Genomic DNA, 19,395 nt, shown 5'->3' on the forward strand with positions numbered 1-19,395 from the left:
TCTCGCCGGAGCTGGGCACGGTGGCCTATGGCGAGAACCAGGAGGAGGTGTTCCTGGGCATGTCCATGGGGCGCCAGCAGAACATCTCGGAGGCCACCGCGCAGAAGATCGACTCGGAGGTGCGGCGTCTGGTGGAGGCGGGTCTCAACGACGCGCGGCGGATCCTAACGGAGAAGCAGCAGGATCTGGAGGCGCTGGCGAAGGGTCTTCTGGAGTACGAGACCCTGTCGGGAGACGAGATCCGCAACCTTCTCGACGGGCAGCCGCCGATCCGCGACACCGGCGAGAGCGTCACCGCCACCCGCGGCTCCGCCGTCCCCACCGCAGGGCGCGGAAGGCCCCGCGAGACCGATGGCGGCATGGAGCCGCAGCCTCAGGCCTGATTGCGACGATTCGCTCGAGACCCAAACGCCCGCCCGGTTCGGCGGGCGTTTTTCTTGGCGTACCTCAAGTTTTCATTTCAAACCGACGAGTGATATGGGCATTGTAATAATCGCTCATCACTTGTGATGCCCCTGATCGCGCTCAAAGCCTTGACCGAATTCGTGGGGGTTGCTTTGAGAAGACCAAGGCGCACAATGGCGCTACGGAATGCGGAGACAGAACTCGTGCGCAAATACTTTGGGACCGATGGCATTCGGGGGCGGGCCAATGGCCTTATCACGCCGGATCTCGCCTTGAAGGTCGGGCAGGCAGCCGGGCTCATGTTCCAGCGGGGCGATTATCGCCACCGGGTCATCATCGGCAAGGACACCCGCCTGTCCGGCTACATGATCGAGAACGCCCTCGTGGCCGGCTTCACCTCCGTGGGCATGGACGTGCTGCTGCTGGGCCCGATGCCGACCCCGGCCGTGGCCATGCTCACCCGCTCCATGCGCTGCGACCTCGGCGTCATGATCTCGGCCTCGCACAACCCCTACGAGGACAACGGCATCAAGCTGTTCGGCCCGGACGGGTTCAAGCTCAACGACGACGTGGAGCTTGAGATCGAGGCCCTGATCGATTCCGACGTCACGCACCGCCTGTCCGGCTCCGCCAAGCTCGGCCGGGCCAAGCGCATCGAGAGCGCCGATGCGCGCTATATCGAGTTCGCCAAGCGCACCCTGCCGCGCCAGCTCGACCTCGAAGGCATGCGCGTCGTGATCGACTGCGCCAACGGCGCCGGATACAAGGTCGCGCCCGAGGCACTCTGGGAGCTCGGCGCCGACGTGATCTCGATCGGGGTCGAGCCGAACGGGTTCAACATCAATCAGGACGTGGGCTCCACCGCCCCCGACGCCCTCATCAACAAGGTGCGGGAGGTCCGCGCCGACGTGGGCATCGCCCTCGACGGGGACGCCGACCGGGTCCTGATCGTGGACGAGAAGGGCCAGAAGGTCGACGGCGACCAGCTCATGGGCGTCGTGGCCCGGTCCTGGAAGGACGACGGCCGCCTGACCCAGACCGGCATCGTCGCGACGATCATGTCCAATCTCGGCCTCGAACGCTATCTCGGCGGCATCGGGCTCAACCTCGTGCGCACGGCGGTCGGCGACCGCTACGTGCTGGAGCACATGCGCGCCCACGGCTTCAACCTGGGCGGCGAGCAGTCCGGACACATCATCATGTCGGACTACACGACCACCGGAGACGGCCTCATCGCGGCGCTCCAGCTTCTCGCAGTCGTGAAGCGCTGCAACCGGCCCGTCTCCGAGGTGTGCCATTGCTTCGAGCCCCTGCCGCAGGTGCTCAAGAACGTGCGCTACAAAGCCGGCAAGCCGCTCCAGGAGAGCTCCGTGGTCAAGGCCATCGAGGCCGGCCGCGAGCGTCTCGGCGCCAATGGCCGCCTCATCATCCGCCCCTCCGGCACGGAGCCCGTCATCCGCGTCATGGGCGAGGGTGACGACAGCGATCTCGTGAACCGGGTCGTGGACGATGTGGTGGAGGCGGTGACCCGGGCGGCGAGCCAGGCGCCGGCCCCGGCGATCAAGGGCGCTGCCTGATCCCATCAACCGGTGAAATCATGATGAAGGGCGTGGATGCCTCATCCACGCCCTTTCCTTTTGCCCGGAGCGGGGAGGCCGGGGCCAGACATCTTCCCATGGACGTGGAGCGGTAAGGGAAAGTTAAGCTTAACGATCCCTTTAGAAGGGCTGCGCTACAAGCTTGCGGAGCCGGCCGGACGCGTCGGCGCGAAGCCCGCGAGTGAAGAAGAGTGTTCATGCGCCCCGTCACGAAAGCCGTCCTTGCCGTTCTCCTTGCCGCCGCCGCCACGTCCGCCGCGGCTGCAGACCTCGAGGATCTCCTGCCGCCGGCTCCCGTCCTCGACGATATCGAGGATGCCGAGGCGACCCTGTACCTGCGGGGGGACGTCGGCTACGTGCATCACAAGCGCCCGGAGGCCGATTTCGCGGCCTTCCCTCGGAGCGGGAGCCTTGCCGGGGAGGGCATTGCCGACACCGCGGCTCTCGGCTTCGGCATCGGCTACCGTTTCGATCCGATGTTCCGCATGGACGTGACGTTCGATCACCGTTTCGAAAGCCGCTTCGACGGGAGGGCCGCCGCTCCGGACTTCGCGGCGGCGCTTCTGGCCGACCGGGGCCGCTTCCGATCCTCCACGGCGATGCTCAACGCCTATGCGGATCTCGGGACCTGGAACGGCCTGACCCCCTATGTCGGCGCCGGCATCGGCATCGCGCGCAACGAGGTCTCCCGCCTGACGCGCGCCACCTTCGACGGAGCTATGGATCTCACCTCCTGGGGCCGGATTGCCGGCGGCGCCGATTACGGGCTCGCCTGGGCGCTCATGGCGGGTCTCGGCTACGAGCTCCTGCCCGGTCTCACCCTCGACCTCGGCTACCGTTATGTCAGTCTCGGCGAGGTCAAGACCCGCCGTTTCGGGCTTGGCAGCGGCATCGACCTGGAGGCGATCGGCGGCCACGAGGTGCGGGTCGGCGTGCGGTTCGGGCTGAACTGACGCCGCTTCGGGAACCGGCGGCATGAGCCTCGCGGCGGGCAGGGATGGTGCGCCATCCGTGCCCTTTCGCTTGCATGGGACAGGGTCGCGGCAGGTCCGATCCGACCGGAAGGCCTCCTGGGCGAGCCCCGGATAAGAAAAAAGTAAGCTCAAGAATTAAGCTTAACGTTCTCTTCACCGTCAAACGTTACAACATTTTATTACCGTTGAAGATCTCGGCGGTGCGTGACCTGTTGAGTGGAGAAGGATACCCATGAGTTCCATCAAGATCGCGGTCCTTGCCGGTCTTTTCACCGCAACCGCTTCGGCAGCCCTCGCGGCCGACCTCCCTCGCAACTTCTTTTCCCCGGCGCCTGCCATGCGGGCCACGAGACCCAGCACCGAAGGCTGGTACCTGCGGGGAGACATCGGCTACGTTCATCACAAGCGTCCGGAAGCGGACTTCAGCGCTGGAGACTTCCGGAGCGACCTCCTGCGCGAAGACCTCGGCGATGCGGCTGGCGTCGGTCTCGGCATCGGCTACCGCTTCAGCCCCAACTTCCGCATGGACGTGACGGCGGACCATTTCAGCTCCCGCTTCAAGGGCACCGCGCCGACACCTACCTTCGCTACCGTGTCGGTTGCTGACAGGGCCTCGCTCCAGTCCTCGGCCTTCCTGGTGAACGGCTACGTGGACTTCGGGTCGATGGGAGGCTTCACACCTTACGTGGGCGCGGGCATCGGCCTGGCGCGCAACGTCTTCTCCGACTACACGCGCACCACCTACGACGCCGTGGCGGACCTCGAGACCTGGCAGCGTCTCGCGGGAGGCGACGACAGGAGCTTCGCCTGGGCCCTCATGGCCGGCGTGGGCTACCGGCTCTCGTCGAACTTCAGTCTCGATCTCGGCTACCGCTATGTCAGCCGCGGAGACATGAAGACCCGCTCCTACGAGGCCGGCGCCGGCTCCGACGTGGAATCCATCGGCACGCACGAGGTGCGCCTGGGCGTGCGCTACGGGCTCTGATGGTCCGGACGACCCGACCGATGCCCGGGGATCGGCTGACGGAGCATGGCGAGCTTTGCCGCATGCTCGATCAGCTCACCCCGGGCTTCCGGGCACGATCCCGCAGGTTGGTCCATGACAAGGCCAAGCTTCGGCTTGAGCGTTAACCATCAATTCACTAAGTTCCTCCGCGAATCACTGCAGGGGGATCGATGTCAGGATTCGTCACTCTCGAGAATCGCCTTCCGTCGCTCTGGCAGAGCCCTCAGATCCTGCAGGTGAGGGAAGTCGAGGTGTCCGCTCCCGTCGTGGCGCGGGACACGCCCCTGCCGTCCCCGGCCGCGGCGGACCAGGGTTCTTCCGAGCGCCGCGACCCCAGCATCTTCATCAGCCATGCCCTCAGGAACGCCGAGAGCCTCATCGCATCGGTGACGGGCCTGAGGGATCATGAGGTTCGCGTCAGCGTCAGCTTCGCCCGCTACGATTTCTAGAGAGGGCGCTCATGCCCGCTCATCTGGCCGTTCCGCCGGGCGGCGCCAGATAAGCCCCGGCGGAACGACGGGAGGGCGGCGGCATGCGTGGCGGACTGAAGAGCGCGATCCTGCTCATCATCGGCGCGACCTCGGCTGCTCCCGCCCTGTCGGAGGTCGGTCCCTTTTCGATCACGAACGTCTCGGATGCACTGGTCCGCGCCTACAACGCCGAGGATGCGGCCGCCTTCCACGAGCTCCTGGCTCCGTCCCTGCAGGCCAAGTACCCGGTGGAGGCGCTCCGAACCGCGCTGGTGCGATGCCGGGTTCTGACCCACGACATCTTCCGGCTCAGCACGCCGTCGTGGGGTTCCCGTCGCTTCGGCTTCTTCGCGGTGTATGCCGAGACGCGGGTCTTCGAAATGGTCCTCGAAATCGACGAGAACGAGAAGATCCTCCACTGGGTGATCACCGACAACGTGACGGCCAAGGACCAGCAGTGCACGGTAAGCCACGTTTCGTGACGAGAGGCGCAGGTCCCGCGCGGATTGCATGACGGACACGAAGGCTGAACGCTAAAGCCGCGCCAGGAGGTGCTCCGGAGCAGGGGAGGGGCCCTAACGGCCCCTCCGCCCGTCACTCCGCCGGGTGCGGCGGCGGCGCCTGCTTCTCGCCGTGGGGCCTCAGGCCCGTCTGCGCCCGCATCTTGTCCAGCAGCTCGCTCACATAGGTGGAGGGCCTCGTGTAGCCGCCGATGAGCAGGTAGATCGCCGGAACCACGACCACCGTCAGCAGGGTGGATAGGGCGACGCCGCCGACGATCACCGAGCCGATGGCGTTGCGGGCCTCGGCGCCTGCCCCCGTCGACCAGGCGAGCGGGATGCCGGCGCCGATCATGGCGATGGAGGTCATGAGGATCGGCCGCAGGCGCAGCACGGAGGCCTCGATCACCGCCTCCCGGACCGCCATGCCCTGCTCGCGCAGCTGGTTCGCGAACTCGACGATCAGGATGCCGTTCTTGGTCATCAGGCCGATGAGCAGGATCATGCCGATCTGGCTGTAGATGTTGAGCGACTGGCCCGTGAGCACGAGGGCCGCAAGGCCGCCGGTGACGGCGAGCGGAACGGTCAGCATGATGATGAACGGATTGATCCAGCTCTCGAACTGCGCCGCCAGCACCAGGAACACCACGAGCAGCGCCAGGCCGAAGGTGACGTAGAACGCGTTCGAGGATTCGAGGAAGTCCTGCGACTGGCCCCGGTAGCCGATCCGGGCCTCCGCCGGCAGGTTCTCGCGCACGATCTGCTCGAGGGTCGCGAGCGCGTCGCCGATGGAGACATCCCCCCGGAGAGAGGAATCGATGGTGATCGCCCGCATCCGGTTGAACCGGTTCAGGGTCTGGGGCGCCGCCGATTCCGTGAGTGTGACGAAGGAGGAGAGGGGAACGAGCTCCCCGTTCGTCGCCCGCACGAAGGTGTTCGTCAGGTCGTTCGGCGTGGCCCGGTCTTCCGCGCGGCCCCGCATGATGACGGAGTATTCCTCGCCGCGGCTGACGAAGGTCGAGACCTCGCGCTCGCCGAACATCAGCTCGAGGGTGCGGCCGATATCCTCGACGGACACGCCGAGATCCGCCGCGCGCTGGCGGTCGATCTGGACGCGGATGTCGGGCTGGGATTCCCGGTAGTCGGAATCCATGTTCACGAACATCCCGGTTTCCTGCGCCTTCTGCATGACGATGTCGCGCCACTCGCGCAGGGTGTCGTAGTCGGGTCCGCCCAGCACGAACTGAATCGGCTTGGAGGGGCCGCGCTGGCCGAACGAGCCGGGGCTGATCGGCGCCACGCGCGCGCCGGGCAGGTTCGCGACCTTCCGCTGGATTTCCTGGACCAGCTCCTGCTGCTTCACGGTCCGCTGCTCCCAGGGAACGAGGCGCACGATGATCATGCCGGCATTGACCGGCGAGGGCCGGGCGAAGCCGGGCGCGACCTGGCTCGTCATGGAGCCGATCACGCCCTGTTCCTTGTAGGGCAGGAGGATCCGCTCGACCTCCCGGACGCGCTCGCGGGTATAGTCGAGGCTGGAGCCCTCCGGGGCCTCGATGCGGACGATGATGGCGCCGCGGTCCTCGGTCGGCGCGAAGTTCTTCGGCAGCATCTGGAACAGGCCCCAGGCCGACAGCGACACGGCGAACCCGATGGCGAGGATCACCAGCGGGGCCTTGAGAACCGTGGAAAGGATCCGGCGGTAGACGTTGTTCATGCCCGTGAAGAAGGGCTCCGTCATGCGCTGGATGCGGCCATGGGCCGGCACCATGAGCTTGGAGCACATCATCGGGGTGAGCGTGCGCGCGACGACGCCCGAGAAGAAGATCGAGGCCGCGAGCGTGATGCCGAACTCCCGGAAGAGCTTGCCCGTGTTGCCGGTCATGAAGGCGAGGGGCACGAACACCGCCATCAGGGTGGCGGTCGTCGCGATCACCGCGAAACCGATCTCCCGCGCGCCGTCGAAGGAGGCGAGGAGGGGCGGCTGACCCTCCTCGATGCGCCGGTGGACGTTCTCGATCTCCACGATGGCGTCGTCCACCACGATGCCGATGGCGAGCACGATGGCGAGCAGCGTCAGCACGTTGATCGAGGCGTTGAAGTAGGCCATCACCATCAGGGCGGCGATGACGGAAACGGGGATCGCCACGATGGCCACGATGGTCGAGCGCCAGTCGCGCAGGAAGATCAGGATCACCAGGATGACGAGGATGATGCCTTCGACGAGCGTCTGCAGCACGCCGTCGATGGAGGCGCGGATGAACTGGCTCTCGTCGTAGGACACCTCCGCCGTGGTGCCGGGCGGCAGCGACGGCTTCAGCCGCTCGAGCTCCGCGCGGACCTCGTCGGCCACCGACAGGGTGTTGGCCGTCGCCTGGCGCACGATGCCGAGGCCGGTGGCCACGTTGCCGGATTCGTAGAACTCGAAGCGGTTGTCCTCCGGACCGACCTCGACCCGGGCGACCTCGCTCAGGCGCACCAGATAGCCGTTCTTGTTCGTGACGATGAGCTGCTCGAAATCCTGCGGGGTCGACAGGCGGGAATCCGTCTTGACGGTGAGCTCGCGCTGGGACGACTCGATGCGCCCGCCGGGCAGCTCCACGTTCTGGCGCTTGATGGCGGTTTCCAGGTCCTGCACCGTGAGGCCGCGGGCGGCAAGGGCCGAACGGTCGATCCAGATGCGCATGGCATAGCGCCGCTCGCCGGCGAGATAGACGTTCGCGACGCCCGGCACGGTCGAGAGCCGGTCCACATAGACCCGCTTGAGGAAGTCGCTGAGCTCGAGCGCATCGTAGGTCGAGGAGGTCACGCTGACCCACATGATGGGCGATGCATTGTCGTCGACCTTGCGGATGACCGGCTGATCGACGCCGTCCGGCAGGCGGCCGACGACGCGGAACACCGCGTCGCGCACGTCCGACGTGGCGCCTTCGGGATCGCGCGACACGTCGAATTCGATCACGACCGAGGAGCGCTCGTTGCGGCTTTCCGACCGGATCTGGTCGATGCCCTCGATGCCCGCGACCGCGCCTTCGATCACCTCCGTGATCCGGCTCTCGATGACCTCGTTCGAGGCGCCGCGGTAGATCGTCGAGACGGAGACGACGGGCCGGTCCACGCTCGGGTACTCGCGCACCGGGAGGTTCATGAGCGCGGCGAGGCCGCCCACGATCAGCAGAAGGCTGACCACGACGGCGAAAACGGGGCGGCGGATGAAGAGGTCGGAAACCTGCATGGCGCGTCAGCTCTCAGGCTGGTGAAGAGAAATCTCCCCCGCGGACGGGAGAGTCGGAATTACGGGCGTTCGGCCGCGACGGCGCTGCCGATGGCCTGCGGGAGGTTCAGGGAGCTGCGCGAGGGCTGCTGCCTGTCGGCCGCGGGCGCCGGCTGCGCCGCCGGAGTGCCGGACCCGACCGGCCGCGCGATCACCTGGGCTCCCGGACGCACCCGCTGGACGCCGAGCACGACGATGGATTCTCCGGGCTGCAGCCCTTCCACCACCTCCACCCGGCCGCTCTGCCGCTGGCCGATCCGGATGACGCGGCGCTCCACCTTGCCGTCCTTGACCGGATAGACGATCTGGCGAAGGCCTTCGCTGACGATGGCCTCCTCGGGGATGACGACCGCGTCGTCCTTGGTGGTGACCTCCAGGCGCACCGACAGGAACATGCCGGGCCTGAGGGCCTCGTCCTCGTTGTCGAACTCCGCCGTCAGCTTGACGGTGCGGGTGGTCGGCTCCACGCGCGGGTCGATCATGGTCACGGAGCCCTCGAAGGTCCGCCCGGGATAGGCGGCCGAGGTCGCATTCACCGTCTGGCCGGCCTTGAGGCGCCCGAGGAGGTTCTCCGGCACGGAGAAGTCGAGCCGGATCCGGGACAGGTCGTCCAGGGACGTGATTCGGGTGCCGGGGGGCACATAGGCGCCCAGCGACACGGAGCGGCTGCCGACCCGGCCGGCGAAGGGCGCACGGATCGTCAGCTCCTCCAGCCGTGCCTCGGCGCCCCGGCGCTGGGCCTCGGCGGAGGCGATGGAGCCTTCGAGGGATTTCATCTGGGCCGTCAGGTCCTCGACCTGGGCGCTGGTGCCCGCGCCGGTGCGGCTCAGGGCCTTGGCGCGCTCCAGCTTGATGGCGACCTCGTTCCGGAGCGCGACCGCCCGGTTGGCTTCCGCCGCCGCCTGCTCGATCTCGGCGCGGCGCTCGGCGGCGTCGAACTGGACCAGCATGTCGCCGGCCTTGACCTTCTGGCCCTCCTCGAACCCGATCTCGGTGATGAGACCGGCGACCTTGGCGGTCACGGTGATCGATTCGAAGGCCCGGACCGTGCCCACCGCGTCGCGGGTTTCCACCACGCGGCCGGTCTTGACCGTGTCGACCTCGACCATGGCGGGGCCGGAGGGACCGCGTCCGCCGCCGGGGCCGCCCGCCGGCGCCGCAGGCTGGGCAAAGTAGGAGCCGACCACCGGTGCCTTTGCCAAATAGCCGCCCTGATAGGCGTACCAACCGCCGTAGCCTGCTGCTCCCAGCATGGCGATGACGGCAAGCTGACTGGACACACGCATGCTCGCTCCTCGAAGACTCGAATATTGGGAATGCCGTAGCACAATATAGACTGGGCAGACCCAACTTACTGCAATGAACACAATATTTTGTATTACGGTTTTGTAATCTGACAGTGCTCATAAGGATGTCATGCTGCCTAAGCGGAAGTCATCTTGACCGCCGGCGGCTCCTCCGTCATACCGGATGGCGGGACACCTCTCCCCACCGAGAGGCGCCCATCTGTAAGGATGGATGACATGACAGACCTGCCCGCCGCGCGTCCTCGCGCGCCCTTCTTCTCGTCCGGCCCCTGCGCGAAGCGCCCCGGATGGTCCCTCGACAACCTCAAGACCGACAGCCTGGGCCGTTCGCACCGCGCCAAGATCGGCAAGTCGCGCCTGAAGCTGGCCATCGACCTGACCCGCGAGGTTCTCGGGGTTCCGGCCGATTACCGCATCGGCATCGTCCCGGCCTCCGACACGGGCGCCGTGGAGATGGCCCTGTGGTCGATGCTCGGCGCGCGCGGCGTGGACATGCTCGCCTGGGAAAGCTTCGGCGAGGGCTGGGTCACGGACGTGGTCAAGCAGCTCAAGCTCGACGACGCCCGCGTCATCACCGCCCCTTACGGCGAACTTCCCGACCTCTCGCAGGTCGACACGAAGACCCGCGACGTGGTCTTCACCTGGAACGGCACCACCTCGGGCGTTCGCGTGCCGAACGCCGACTGGATCGCGGCGGACCGCGAGGGCCTGACGATCTGCGACGCCACCTCGGCGGCCTTCGCCCAGAAGCTCGACTTCGCCAAGCTCGACGTGGTCACCTTCTCCTGGCAGAAGGTGCTGGGCGGCGAGGCGGCGCACGGCATGCTCATCCTCTCGCCCCGTGCGGTCGAGCGGCTGGAGACCTACAAGCCCGCATGGCCGCTGCCGAAGATCTTCCGCATGACCAAGGGCGGCAAGCTCATCGAGGGCATCTTCGAGGGCGAGACCATCAACACCCCCTCCATGCTGGCGGTCGAGGACTACATCGACGCGCTGGAATGGGCGAAGTCCATCGGCGGCCTGAACGCCCTCGTGGCCAAGGCCGACGCCAACGCCAAGGTCGTCCTCGACTGGGTCGCCAAAACGCCCTGGATCGCCAACCTCGCCAAGGACCCGGCCACCGCCTCCAACACCAGCGTCTGCCTCGTCGTTGCCGATGCGGACGTGGTCGCCAAGGGGCCTGAGGCCGTGGCCCAGGTCGCCAAGGGCATCACCGCGGCGCTCGACAAGGAAGGCGTCGCCTATGACATCGGCGCCTATCGCGATGCGCCTCCCGGTCTTCGGATCTGGTGCGGCGCCACGGTCGAGCAATCCGACCTGGAGGCCCTGACGCCGTGGCTCGACTGGGCCTTCGAGCAGGAAAAGGCGAAGCTCGCGAAAGCGGCTTGATTTCATTCGTCATCCCGGACGCGGCAGGGCCGCGATCCGGGGTCGCTCTCATCAGCCAGACTCCCATGACGATCCCGGCTCGCGCTGCGCTTGGCCGGGATGACGCTACAGGCACAGGTGCACCATGCCCGCTCCCCGCGTACTCATTTCCGACGCTCTTTCTCCCGCCGCCGTGCAGATCTTCAAGGATCGCGGCATCGAGGTCGATTTCCAGCCCGACCTCGGCAAGGACAAGGAGAAACTCGCTGCCATCATCGGCCAGTATGACGGCCTCGCCATCCGCTCGGCCACCAAGGTCACGGCCAAGATCCTGGAGCAGGCGACCAACCTGAAGGTCATCGGCCGCGCCGGCATCGGCGTCGACAATGTCGAGATCCCCGCCGCCACGGCGAAGGGCATCATCGTCATGAACACGCCCTTCGGCAATTCCATCACCACCGCCGAGCACGCCATCGCCATGATGTTCGCGCTCGCGCGCCAGATCCCGCAGGCCGACGCCTCGACCCAGGCCGGCAAGTGGGAGAAGAACCGCTTCATGGGCGTCGAGCTCACCGGCAAGGTGCTCGGCGTGATCGGCTGCGGCAATATCGGCTCCATCGTGGTCGATCGCGGCATCGGCCTGCGCATGAGGGTCATCGCCTACGATCCCTTCCTGTCGCCGGAGCGCGCCCTCGAGATCGGCGTCGAGAAGGTCGAGCTCGAAGACCTCCTGCGCCGGGCCGACATCATCACGCTCCACGTGCCGATGACGGAGAAGACGAAGAACATCCTGTCCGCCGAGAACCTCGCCAAGACCAAGAAGGGCGTTCGCATCGTCAACTGCGCCCGCGGCGGACTCGTGGACGAGGTGGCGCTTCGCGCGGCGCTCGATTCCGGCCACGTGGCCGGCGCGGCCTTCGACGTGTTCGTCGAGGAGCCGGCGACCTCCAATCCGCTCTTCGGCCATCCCAACGTGGTCTGCACGCCGCATCTGGGCGCCGCCACCACCGAGGCGCAGGAGAACGTCGCGCTCCAGGTCGCCGAGCAGATGTCGGACTACCTGCTCCAGGGCGCGATCCAGAACGCCGTGAACTTCCCGTCGATCACGGCCGAGGAGGCTCCGCGCCTGCGGCCCTTCGTGGCGCTCGCCGAAAAGCTCGGCTCCTTCCTCGGCCAGCTCACGGAAGCGCCCATCAAGGGCATCCGCATCGAGTACGAAGGCGCCGTGGCCGACATGAACACCCGCGCGCTCACCTCGGCCGCCGTCACCGGCGTGCTGCGTCCCTTCCTGCAGGACATCAACATGGTGTCGGCTCCCGTGGTCGCCCGCGAGCGCGGCATCACCATCGAGGAGGTCAAGCGCGAGAACGCGGCCCGCGACTACGAGAGCTTCATCCGCATCGTCGTGGATGCCGAGGACATGCCGAGGCACGCGGGCGGCACCGTGTTCCAGGACGGCAAGCCGCGCGTGATCGAGATCCGCGACATCGCGGTCGACGCGGAGTTCGCGCCGCACATGATCTATGTGCGCAACGACGACAAGCCCGGCTTCATCGGCCGCTTCGGCACGCTGCTGGGCGAGTCCGGCGTCAACGTGGCGACCTTCGCCCTCGGCCGCGACAGGCCCGGCGGCGATGCCATCTGCTTCGTCTCCGTCGATCAGCCCGTGTCGGACGAGCTCCTGCGCAGGATCGAGGAGATCCCGCAGGTCAAGCGCGCCCGCGCCGTCCACTTCTAAGAGGCCCGCCATGCCCTCGTCCCTGCCGCAGCGCTTCGTTCTGACCCTCGCCTGCGCCAACCGCCCGGGCATCGTCGCCGCCGTGGCAGGGCACCTGTCGAGCGCGGGCCTGAACATCCTCGACGCCCAGCAATACGACGACACGCAGACGGACAGGTTCTTCATGCGCGTCGTCTTCGACCCCGTGGAGGGCGAGGCCGATCTCGACGCCCTCAGGAGCGGCTTCGTGCCCGTGGCCGAGCGCTTCGGGATGACCTGGACCCTGCGCAACCGGAGCGAGCCGCGCCGGGTCATGCTCATGGTGTCCAAGTTCGACCACTGCCTCGCCGATCTGCTCTACCGCTGGCGCATCGGCGAACTCGCCTTCGAGCCTGTCGGCGTCATCGCCAACCACCCGGTCGAGACCTACAGCCACGTGGATCTCGGCAGCATCCCGTTCCACCACCTGCCGGTCACCCGCGACACCAAGATGGAGCAGGAGGCGAAGGTCTGGGAGGTCATCCGCGACGCCAAGGCCGATCTCGTGGTGCTCGCGCGCTACATGCAGGTGCTCTCCGACGGGCTCGCGGCGAAGCTCGCGGGACGCTGCATCAACATCCACCACTCGTTCCTGCCCGGCTTCAAGGGCGCCAAGCCCTACCATCAGGCCCATGCCCGCGGCGTGAAGCTCATCGGGGCGACGGCGCACTACGTCACGTCGGACCTCGACGAGGGCCCGATCATCGCCCAGGACGTGGAGCCCATCACCCATCGCGACACGCCGGACGACCTCGTGCGCAAGGGGCGCGACATCGAGCGCCGGGTGCTGGCCCGCGCCGTGCGCCACCATCTGGAGGACCGCATCCTCCTCAATGGCCAGAAGACCGTGGTGTTCGCGGATTAGCGCCGCCGCTCCGCGAGCCAGATGCCGCCGAGCACCAGCGCCAGACCGAGCGCGTGGTAGAACGCGAAGGGCTCGCCCAGCAGGACGACGGCGAGAAGCGCCCCGAACACGGGCACCAGGTTGACGAACAGGCCCGCCCGCGCCGGGCCGATCAGCTCGACGCCCCGGATGTAGAAGATCTGGGACAGGAGCGAGGGCAGCAGCGCCACGTAGAGCAGGACCGCCCAGCCCGTGGGCGTGGGCCATTGCAGGGTGCCGGTCGCCATCTCGTAGGCCAGCGGGGGCAGGGAGGTGACGAAGGCCACCACGGCAAGCGCCGTGAAGAAGACGAGGCCCGTCACCGCGGGCCGGCGGCGCAGTCCCAGGGTGTAGCCGGCATAGAACAGGCACGCCACGAGCATCCACACGTCGCCGATGTTGAGCGCGAGGGTGCGGAGGATTTCGAGATCCCCCTTCACCGAGACGAGCACGACGCCCGCGATGGTCACGGCCATGCCGAGGATCTGCAGGGGCAGGATGCGCGCCCGGAAGAACAGCACCGTCCCGAGCAGGACCAGGACCGGAATGGAGCCCTGGAAGATCGTGAGGTTCACTGCCGTCGTGTGGTGGGCGGCGGCATAGAACAGGGCGTTGAACGCGGTGAAGCCGAAGGCCCCCATGCCGGCGATGTAGGGCAGGTGCCTCCGCAGGACCGGCCATTCGGCCCGGAGCTGCCGCCCCGTCGTCGGCACCATCACGGCCACGACCACGACCCAGCGCAGGCAGGTGAGGACCATGGGGGAGATCTCGCCCACGGCGATCCGCCCCGCGATGGCGTTGCCGCCCCAGAACAGGGTGGTCAGGATCAGCAGCAGGTAGGCCTGCCCGAAGAGCCCCTTCCAGAGCGATTGCAGGATTTTCATGGGACGCGGGTCCTCGCAGCGCTTGCCGCCGTCCGCGGTTCGGGTAAACCGGCCTGATTGGAGGCGGGGGATGTCTATGGCCTTAAGGTTCCTGGTGGTCGAGGGCAATACGCGTGGTGCAAGGCTGGCCCACAGGGAAAGCTATGGACTCATGCCGTCGGAGTCTTATGCGGCGGTGCTGCAGGGCATCGCGGGGGACGCGATCTGCGATCTCGCCTTCCCGGCGGACGAGGGGGCGAACCTGCCGGATGCGGCGGGGCTCGAATCCTATGACGGCATCGTGCTCACCGGCTCGCACCTCAACATCTACGACCGCACCCCCGACATCCTGCGCCAGATCGACCTCATGCGGGCGGTCTACGCCTCCGGCACGCCCACCTTCGGGTCCTGCTGGGGCCTCCAGGTCGCGGCCGTCGCGGCGGATGGCGACGTGCGGCAGAACCCCCTGGGACGGGAGATCGGCTTCGCCCGGCGCCTGACGCCGACGGAGGCGGGCCGGGTGCATCCCATGCTGGAGGGCCGCCCCGGCGCCTATGACGCGCCCGCGATCCATCTCGACATGGTCACGGTCACCCCGGGCGACTGCACGATCCTGTCCACCAACGCGGTCTCGGCCGTGCAGGCGGCGGAGATCCGGGTGAATGGCGGCGTGTTCTGGGGCGTGCAGTATCATCCCGAGTTCAGCCTGGGCGAACTGGCCGTGATCCTGGGCCGGCGCACCGAGATCCTCGTCGACGAGGGCTTCTGCCGGACGCCCGAGGAGGCCGCGGCCTACGTGGCCGACCTGAAGACCCTCCATGCCGAGCCCAACGACATCCCGGTTGCCTGGCGCCACGGCCTCGATGCGGAGGTGCTCGACCCGGTGCGCCGCACCCGCGAGATCCGCAACTTCATCGAGCATCGGGTCAGGCCCGGAAAGAGCGCACGCGGACGGGCGTGACGCTGCGGCATCACCGCTTCGTCGCCGCGATGGCGTAGCGGTGCTGGGTGGCCCGCTCCAGGCCCTTCAGAAGCGACATGTGCTTGGCCTGCTCGCGGTGGATGCGCTTGAGGTTGCGATCGACCGTGATCTCGGCGAAGCCGGCTCGGCGGAGCAGGTCCACGACCTCGGCCGAGCGCGCTCCCTTGGAAAAGTAGACCTGCCGCAGGATCCGTTCGTGGGTCTCGCGCATCGCATCGGGCATGTGGGACGCGGGCGGCGTTCGCCCGGTGAGGCGCTCGAACGCCCGGACCATGCGCCTGACCAGGGTGTCCGAGACGAAGTCGCCGTCGACGATGAGCACCTTGCCGCCGGGCTTCAGGAGCGAATGCCATTCCCTGAAGGCGGCCATCGGATCGACCAGGGTCCAGACCAGATGGCGCGTCACGATCGCGTCGTAGCTCTCCGGCCTTTCCAGGGTGCGCTCGGCGTCGCCCATGACGAACCGGATGCGGGCCCCGCGCGCTTCGGCCTTGGCGCGGGCCCGGGAGAGCATCGCGTCCGACCAGTCCAGCCCGGTGACGTGGAACCCCAGCCCGTCGAGCAGGTGGGAAATCACCCCCGTGCCGCTCGCGAGGTCGAGGGCGCTGCGCCCCGCGCCCGGCCCGAGATGGCGCAGGAACAGCTCGCTCCATGCCTGCCGCTCCGCTTCCGAGAAGATCTCGTGGCCCACCTGCTGGTCGAAGGTTGCGGCGCGGGCCGACCAATAGTCACGAATTTCATCCCGAAGCGTATAGTTCGACGTCATCGAATGGGCCCGTTCCAGTCATGCTTTGCGGTGCGATTTACCCTCCGTGTCGGTACTCGTCAAATTATAGATGTTCTAAACTGTAGAATAGACTATTTCTAAACTAGGTAAAATCTATTGTTTGTTATAGAAGTTCTAAAAGATATTTCTTGATATACTTTCATTGCGGGCATAGGGACGAGCCGCTTTTCCTCTTGATGCGAGGTTCATCATGCAGCTTCCCAAACTGGCCCTTTGCGCCGCCCTGGCGCTCGTCGGTCTCCTGCCCACCCCCTCGACGGCGGCGGACACGAAGATCACCGTCACCGACATCGCCGGCCGGAAGGTCGAGGTCAAAGCGCCTGTCGACAAAGTGATCCTCGGCGAGGGGCGGCAGATCTACTTCGTGGCGGCCCTGGACGGCGAGGACCCCTTCAAGCGCGTCGTCGGCTGGCGCGACGATTTCGAGAAGGCGGACCTCGACGGCTACAAGGACTACCTCGCCAAGTACCCCGACATCGCAAAGCTCCCCACCTTCGGCGGTACGAAGGAAGGCACGTTCGACATCGAGCAGGCCGTGGCGCTCGCCCCCGACGTCATGATCATGAACGTGGAGGCGAAGACCGCGACGGACGACGCGAAGCTCATCGAGAAGCTCGCCAAGGTCGGCATCCCGGTCGTCTTCGTGGACTTCCGCGACAAGCCGTTCGAGAACACCGAACCGAGCATGCGGCTGATCGGCAAGCTGTTTGGCAAGGAGGCCCGGGCGGAGGAGTTCATCGCCTTCCGCAAGGAGCAGATCGAGCGCGTCACGGAGCGCCTCGCGAAAGCCAATCCGGCAAAGCCGCTCGTGATGATGGAGCGCGCTGCCGGCTACACCGACGATTGCTGCATGTCCTTCGGCAACGAGAATTTCGGCAAGATGGTCGAGATGGCCGGCGGCATCAATCTCGCGGCCAAGATCATCCCCGGCACCTTCGGCGTCGTGAACCCGGAGCAGATCATCGCGTCCAACCCGGACCACGTGATCGCCACCGGCTCGAACTGGGAGCTGTACGTGCCCGGCGGAAAGTGGGTCGGCGTCGGCTCCGGCGCCGACAAGGCGAAGGCCCGCGCCAAGCTGGCGGATCTCATGAAGCGTCCCGCCTTTACCGGCGTGAAGGCGGTGCAGAACGGCCAGGTCCATGCCATCTGGCACCAGTTCTACAACAGCCCGTATCAGTTCGTCGCCATCCAGCAGATGGCCAAGTGGCTGCACCCGGAGCTTTTCGAGGGCCTCGACCCGGACCAGACGATGCGCACCCTCTACGAGCGCTTCCTGCCGGTGGCCTACAAGCCGGGCTACTGGGTCTCCCTGGCGGACAAGGAATAGGTTCTTGACTCACGCGGCATCCGTTCCGGCACAGACAGGGCGCGGTGTCTACCGCGCCCTCGTGCAGCGCAAGAAGCTCCTGCTCCTCGCGCTCGCGGCCGTCCTGATCCTCTCGGTCATCGCCGATCTCGGCCTGGGGCCGGCCCGCTACGGCATGCGGGAGGTCGTGCTCGCGCTCGCCGGGTCGTCGGAGGTGTCGCACCAGGTCAGCGTCGTGATCTGGGATATCCGGATGCCGGTCGCCCTGATGGCGGTGGTGGTCGGCGCCGCCCTCTCGGCCGCGGGCGCGCAGATGCAGACGATCCTGAACAATCCGCTCGCCAGCCCCTTCACCCTCGGCATCTCGGCGGCCGCCAGCTTCGGCGCCTCGCTCGCGCTCGTGTTCGGAGTGGGCCTGCTGCCCTTCGCCATCGAATACGTGGTGTCGATCAACGCCCTGCTCATGGCCATGGGGGCGGCCCTGTTCATTCACCTGATGAGCCAGAGGCGCGGCGTCACCGTCGAGACGATCGTCCTGCTGGGCATCACCCTGGTCTTCACCTTCAACGCCCTTCTGGCGCTGGTGCAGTTTCTCGCCTCGGAGCAGGCGCTGGCGGCCGTCGTGTTCTGGACCATGGGCAGCCTCACCCGGGCGACCTGGCCGAAGCTGGCCATCACCACGGCCATCCTCGCCGTCGCCCTTCCGCTCTTCTTCCGCCGCGCCTGGGCCCTGACGGCCCTGCGCCTGGGCGAGGACAAGGCCGCGAGCTTCGGCGTGAACGTGCGCTGGCTCAGGCTCGAGACGATGCTGATCGTCAGCGTGCTCGCCGCGGTGCCCGTGGCCTTCGTCGGCACCATCGGATTCGTCGGCCTCGTCGGCCCTCACATCGCCCGCATGATGATCGGGGAGGACCAGCGCTTCTTCCTGCCGGCTTCCGCCCTCTCGGGGGCCGCGATGCTGTCGCTGACGTCCGTGATCAGCAAGTCGCTCATTCCCGGCAGCATCATTCCCATCGGCATCATCACGGCGCTGGTCGGCGTGCCGTTTCTCTTCAGCCTGATCATGACCAACCGGAGACAGGCATGGTAGCCACGTTGCAGCTCAACCAGGTCGGTGTGCGCTACGGCAAGCTGGAGGTGCTCTCGGGCATCACGACGCCGGTCATGAAGGGCGGCGAGGTGACGGCGGTGATCGGGCCGAACGCCGCTGGCAAGTCGAGCCTGTTCCGGCGCATCGCGGGGCTTCTCGGCGGGCCGGGAGACATCGCCATCGGCGGCCTCGCGGGACGGTCCGCGTCCCGGGCCGTCTGCTACATGCCACAGGACACGTCGGTGAACACCGTGCTCACCGTCTACGAATCGATCCTCCTGGCGCGCAAGCAGGGCGGAGAGCACCGGGTCAGCGACGGCGATCTCGAAGCCGTGGACGAGGTTCTCGCGGCCCTGCGGATCGAACCCATCGCCTTCAGGGGATTGTGCGAGCTCAGCGGCGGCCAGCGGCAGCTGGTGTCCCTGGCCCAGACGCTGGTGCGGCAGCCGAAGATCCTGCTCCTGGACGAGCCGACGAGCGCCCTCGATCTCCACCGCCAGGTCGAGGTGCTGGCGCTCATCCGCGCGCTGGCGCGGAAGCACGAGATCTGCGTCGTCCTGGCGGTCCACGATCTCAACCAAGTCCTGCGCGTGGCCGACCGCGTCCTGGTGATCGATGCCGGCACGATGGTGAAGTGCGGCCCCGCCGAGGCGGTCATCACGCCCGACCTTCTCCGGGACATCTACAAGGTCGACGGCCGGATCGAGCGCTGCTCCCGCCTCTGCGCCCAGGTCATCATCGACGGTCCCATCGTCCATTGACCCGATCCGGCGTCCTGCCACGGTGCGCGGATGTGAAGGAGCGCCACGCCGCCGTCATCTTG

General features: G+C 67.1%; 16 protein-coding genes and 1 pseudogene. 13 read left to right on the plus strand and 4 right to left on the minus strand.

The window, feature by feature from the left end; translation table 11 throughout:
- The 6 genes and pseudogenes from LGR44_RS20490 to LGR44_RS20515 form a co-directional block, all read left to right on the plus strand.
- Nucleotides 1-383 (plus strand): annotated as a pseudogene (locus tag LGR44_RS20490) (ATP-dependent zinc metalloprotease FtsH); the annotation flags it as partial.
- A 225-nt stretch (nucleotides 384-608) separates the two neighbouring features.
- Nucleotides 609-1,982: a phosphoglucosamine mutase gene (gene glmM, locus LGR44_RS20495; RefSeq protein WP_226742576.1), complete on the plus strand. Its 1,374-nt coding sequence runs from the start codon at nucleotides 609-611 to the stop codon at nucleotides 1,980-1,982.
- A gap of 218 nt (nucleotides 1,983-2,200) precedes the next feature.
- Nucleotides 2,201-2,956, plus strand: a complete 756-nt coding sequence (locus LGR44_RS20500) for an outer membrane protein (RefSeq protein ID WP_226742577.1) — start codon at nucleotides 2,201-2,203, stop codon at nucleotides 2,954-2,956.
- A 253-nt stretch (nucleotides 2,957-3,209) separates the two neighbouring features.
- Entirely contained in the window at nucleotides 3,210-3,962 is a 753-nt protein-coding gene (locus LGR44_RS20505; protein ID WP_226742578.1) for an outer membrane protein, read from the plus strand.
- Nucleotides 3,963-4,153: 191 nt separating this feature from the next.
- Nucleotides 4,154-4,432, plus strand: a complete 279-nt coding sequence (locus LGR44_RS20510; protein ID WP_226742579.1) for a hypothetical protein — start codon at nucleotides 4,154-4,156, stop codon at nucleotides 4,430-4,432.
- A gap of 83 nt (nucleotides 4,433-4,515) precedes the next feature.
- Nucleotides 4,516-4,935, plus strand: a complete 420-nt coding sequence (locus tag LGR44_RS20515) for a hypothetical protein (protein WP_226742580.1) — start codon at nucleotides 4,516-4,518, stop codon at nucleotides 4,933-4,935.
- Between the two features lie 112 nt (nucleotides 4,936-5,047).
- Here the strand turns inward: LGR44_RS20515 and LGR44_RS20520 are convergent, their stop codons facing one another.
- Together LGR44_RS20520 and LGR44_RS20525 are read right to left on the minus strand one after the other, a co-directional pair.
- Nucleotides 5,048-8,188 (minus strand): efflux RND transporter permease subunit, encoded by a 3,141-nt coding sequence (locus LGR44_RS20520; RefSeq protein WP_226742581.1) that lies wholly within the window; start codon nucleotides 8,186-8,188, stop codon nucleotides 5,048-5,050.
- 59 nt (nucleotides 8,189-8,247) lie between these two features.
- On the minus strand, nucleotides 8,248-9,513 hold the full coding sequence (locus LGR44_RS20525) for an efflux RND transporter periplasmic adaptor subunit (protein ID WP_226742582.1): 1,266 nt from the start codon (nucleotides 9,511-9,513) through the stop codon (nucleotides 8,248-8,250).
- 237 nt (nucleotides 9,514-9,750) lie between these two features.
- Between LGR44_RS20525 and LGR44_RS20530 the strand changes: the two genes are divergently transcribed.
- The 3 genes from LGR44_RS20530 to purU all read left to right on the plus strand — a co-directional run bounded on the left by LGR44_RS20530 (nucleotide 9,751) and on the right by purU (nucleotide 13,523).
- A complete protein-coding gene (locus LGR44_RS20530; RefSeq protein WP_226742583.1) occupies nucleotides 9,751-10,923 on the plus strand; it encodes a phosphoserine transaminase in 1,173 nt (390 codons plus the stop codon).
- 124 nt (nucleotides 10,924-11,047) lie between these two features.
- On the plus strand, nucleotides 11,048-12,640 hold the full coding sequence (gene serA, locus LGR44_RS20535; protein WP_226742584.1) for a phosphoglycerate dehydrogenase: 1,593 nt from the start codon (nucleotides 11,048-11,050) through the stop codon (nucleotides 12,638-12,640).
- A 10-nt stretch (nucleotides 12,641-12,650) separates the two neighbouring features.
- On the plus strand, nucleotides 12,651-13,523 hold the full coding sequence (purU, locus tag LGR44_RS20540; RefSeq protein WP_226742585.1) for a formyltetrahydrofolate deformylase: 873 nt from the start codon (nucleotides 12,651-12,653) through the stop codon (nucleotides 13,521-13,523).
- On the opposite strand, the gene LGR44_RS20545 is transcribed toward purU, so the two are convergent.
- Complete coding sequence (locus tag LGR44_RS20545) at nucleotides 13,520-14,425, minus strand: DMT family transporter (protein WP_226742586.1); 906 nt, start codon at nucleotides 14,423-14,425, stop codon at nucleotides 13,520-13,522. The two genes, purU and LGR44_RS20545, sit on opposite strands and share 4 nt — an antisense overlap.
- 151 nt (nucleotides 14,426-14,576) lie before the next feature.
- Here LGR44_RS20545 and LGR44_RS20550 point away from each other — a divergent pair, with 151 nt between their 5' ends.
- Nucleotides 14,577-15,365 carry a type 1 glutamine amidotransferase gene (locus tag LGR44_RS20550; RefSeq protein ID WP_319004874.1) on the plus strand — a complete coding sequence of 263 codons (789 nt, stop codon included), beginning with the start codon at nucleotides 14,577-14,579 and terminating at the stop codon, nucleotides 15,363-15,365.
- A 10-nt stretch (nucleotides 15,366-15,375) separates the two neighbouring features.
- Here the strand turns inward: LGR44_RS20550 and LGR44_RS20555 are convergent, their stop codons facing one another.
- The gene (locus LGR44_RS20555; RefSeq protein ID WP_226742587.1) at nucleotides 15,376-16,152 is read right to left on the minus strand and encodes a class I SAM-dependent methyltransferase; all 777 of its coding nucleotides are present in this window, start codon (nucleotides 16,150-16,152) and stop codon (nucleotides 15,376-15,378) included.
- A 211-nt stretch (nucleotides 16,153-16,363) separates the two neighbouring features.
- Here LGR44_RS20555 and LGR44_RS20560 point away from each other — a divergent pair, with 211 nt between their 5' ends.
- Genes LGR44_RS20560 through LGR44_RS20570 form a run of 3 tightly spaced genes read left to right on the plus strand, consistent with a single transcriptional unit; the run spans nucleotide 16,364 to nucleotide 19,333 of the window.
- Nucleotides 16,364-17,503: an ABC transporter substrate-binding protein gene (locus tag LGR44_RS20560; protein WP_226742588.1), complete on the plus strand. Its 1,140-nt coding sequence runs from the start codon at nucleotides 16,364-16,366 to the stop codon at nucleotides 17,501-17,503.
- A 4-nt stretch (nucleotides 17,504-17,507) separates the two neighbouring features.
- Nucleotides 17,508-18,572 carry a FecCD family ABC transporter permease gene (locus LGR44_RS20565; RefSeq protein WP_226742589.1) on the plus strand — a complete coding sequence of 355 codons (1,065 nt, stop codon included), beginning with the start codon at nucleotides 17,508-17,510 and terminating at the stop codon, nucleotides 18,570-18,572.
- Complete coding sequence (locus LGR44_RS20570) at nucleotides 18,566-19,333, plus strand: ABC transporter ATP-binding protein (protein ID WP_226742590.1); 768 nt, start codon at nucleotides 18,566-18,568, stop codon at nucleotides 19,331-19,333. Before LGR44_RS20565 ends, LGR44_RS20570 begins: the two co-directional genes overlap by 7 nt.
- Nucleotides 19,334-19,395 lie beyond the last annotated feature (62 nt).

The organism is Microvirga lenta (assembly GCF_020532555.1).
GTDB lineage: Bacteria > Pseudomonadota > Alphaproteobacteria > Rhizobiales > Beijerinckiaceae > Microvirga > Microvirga lenta.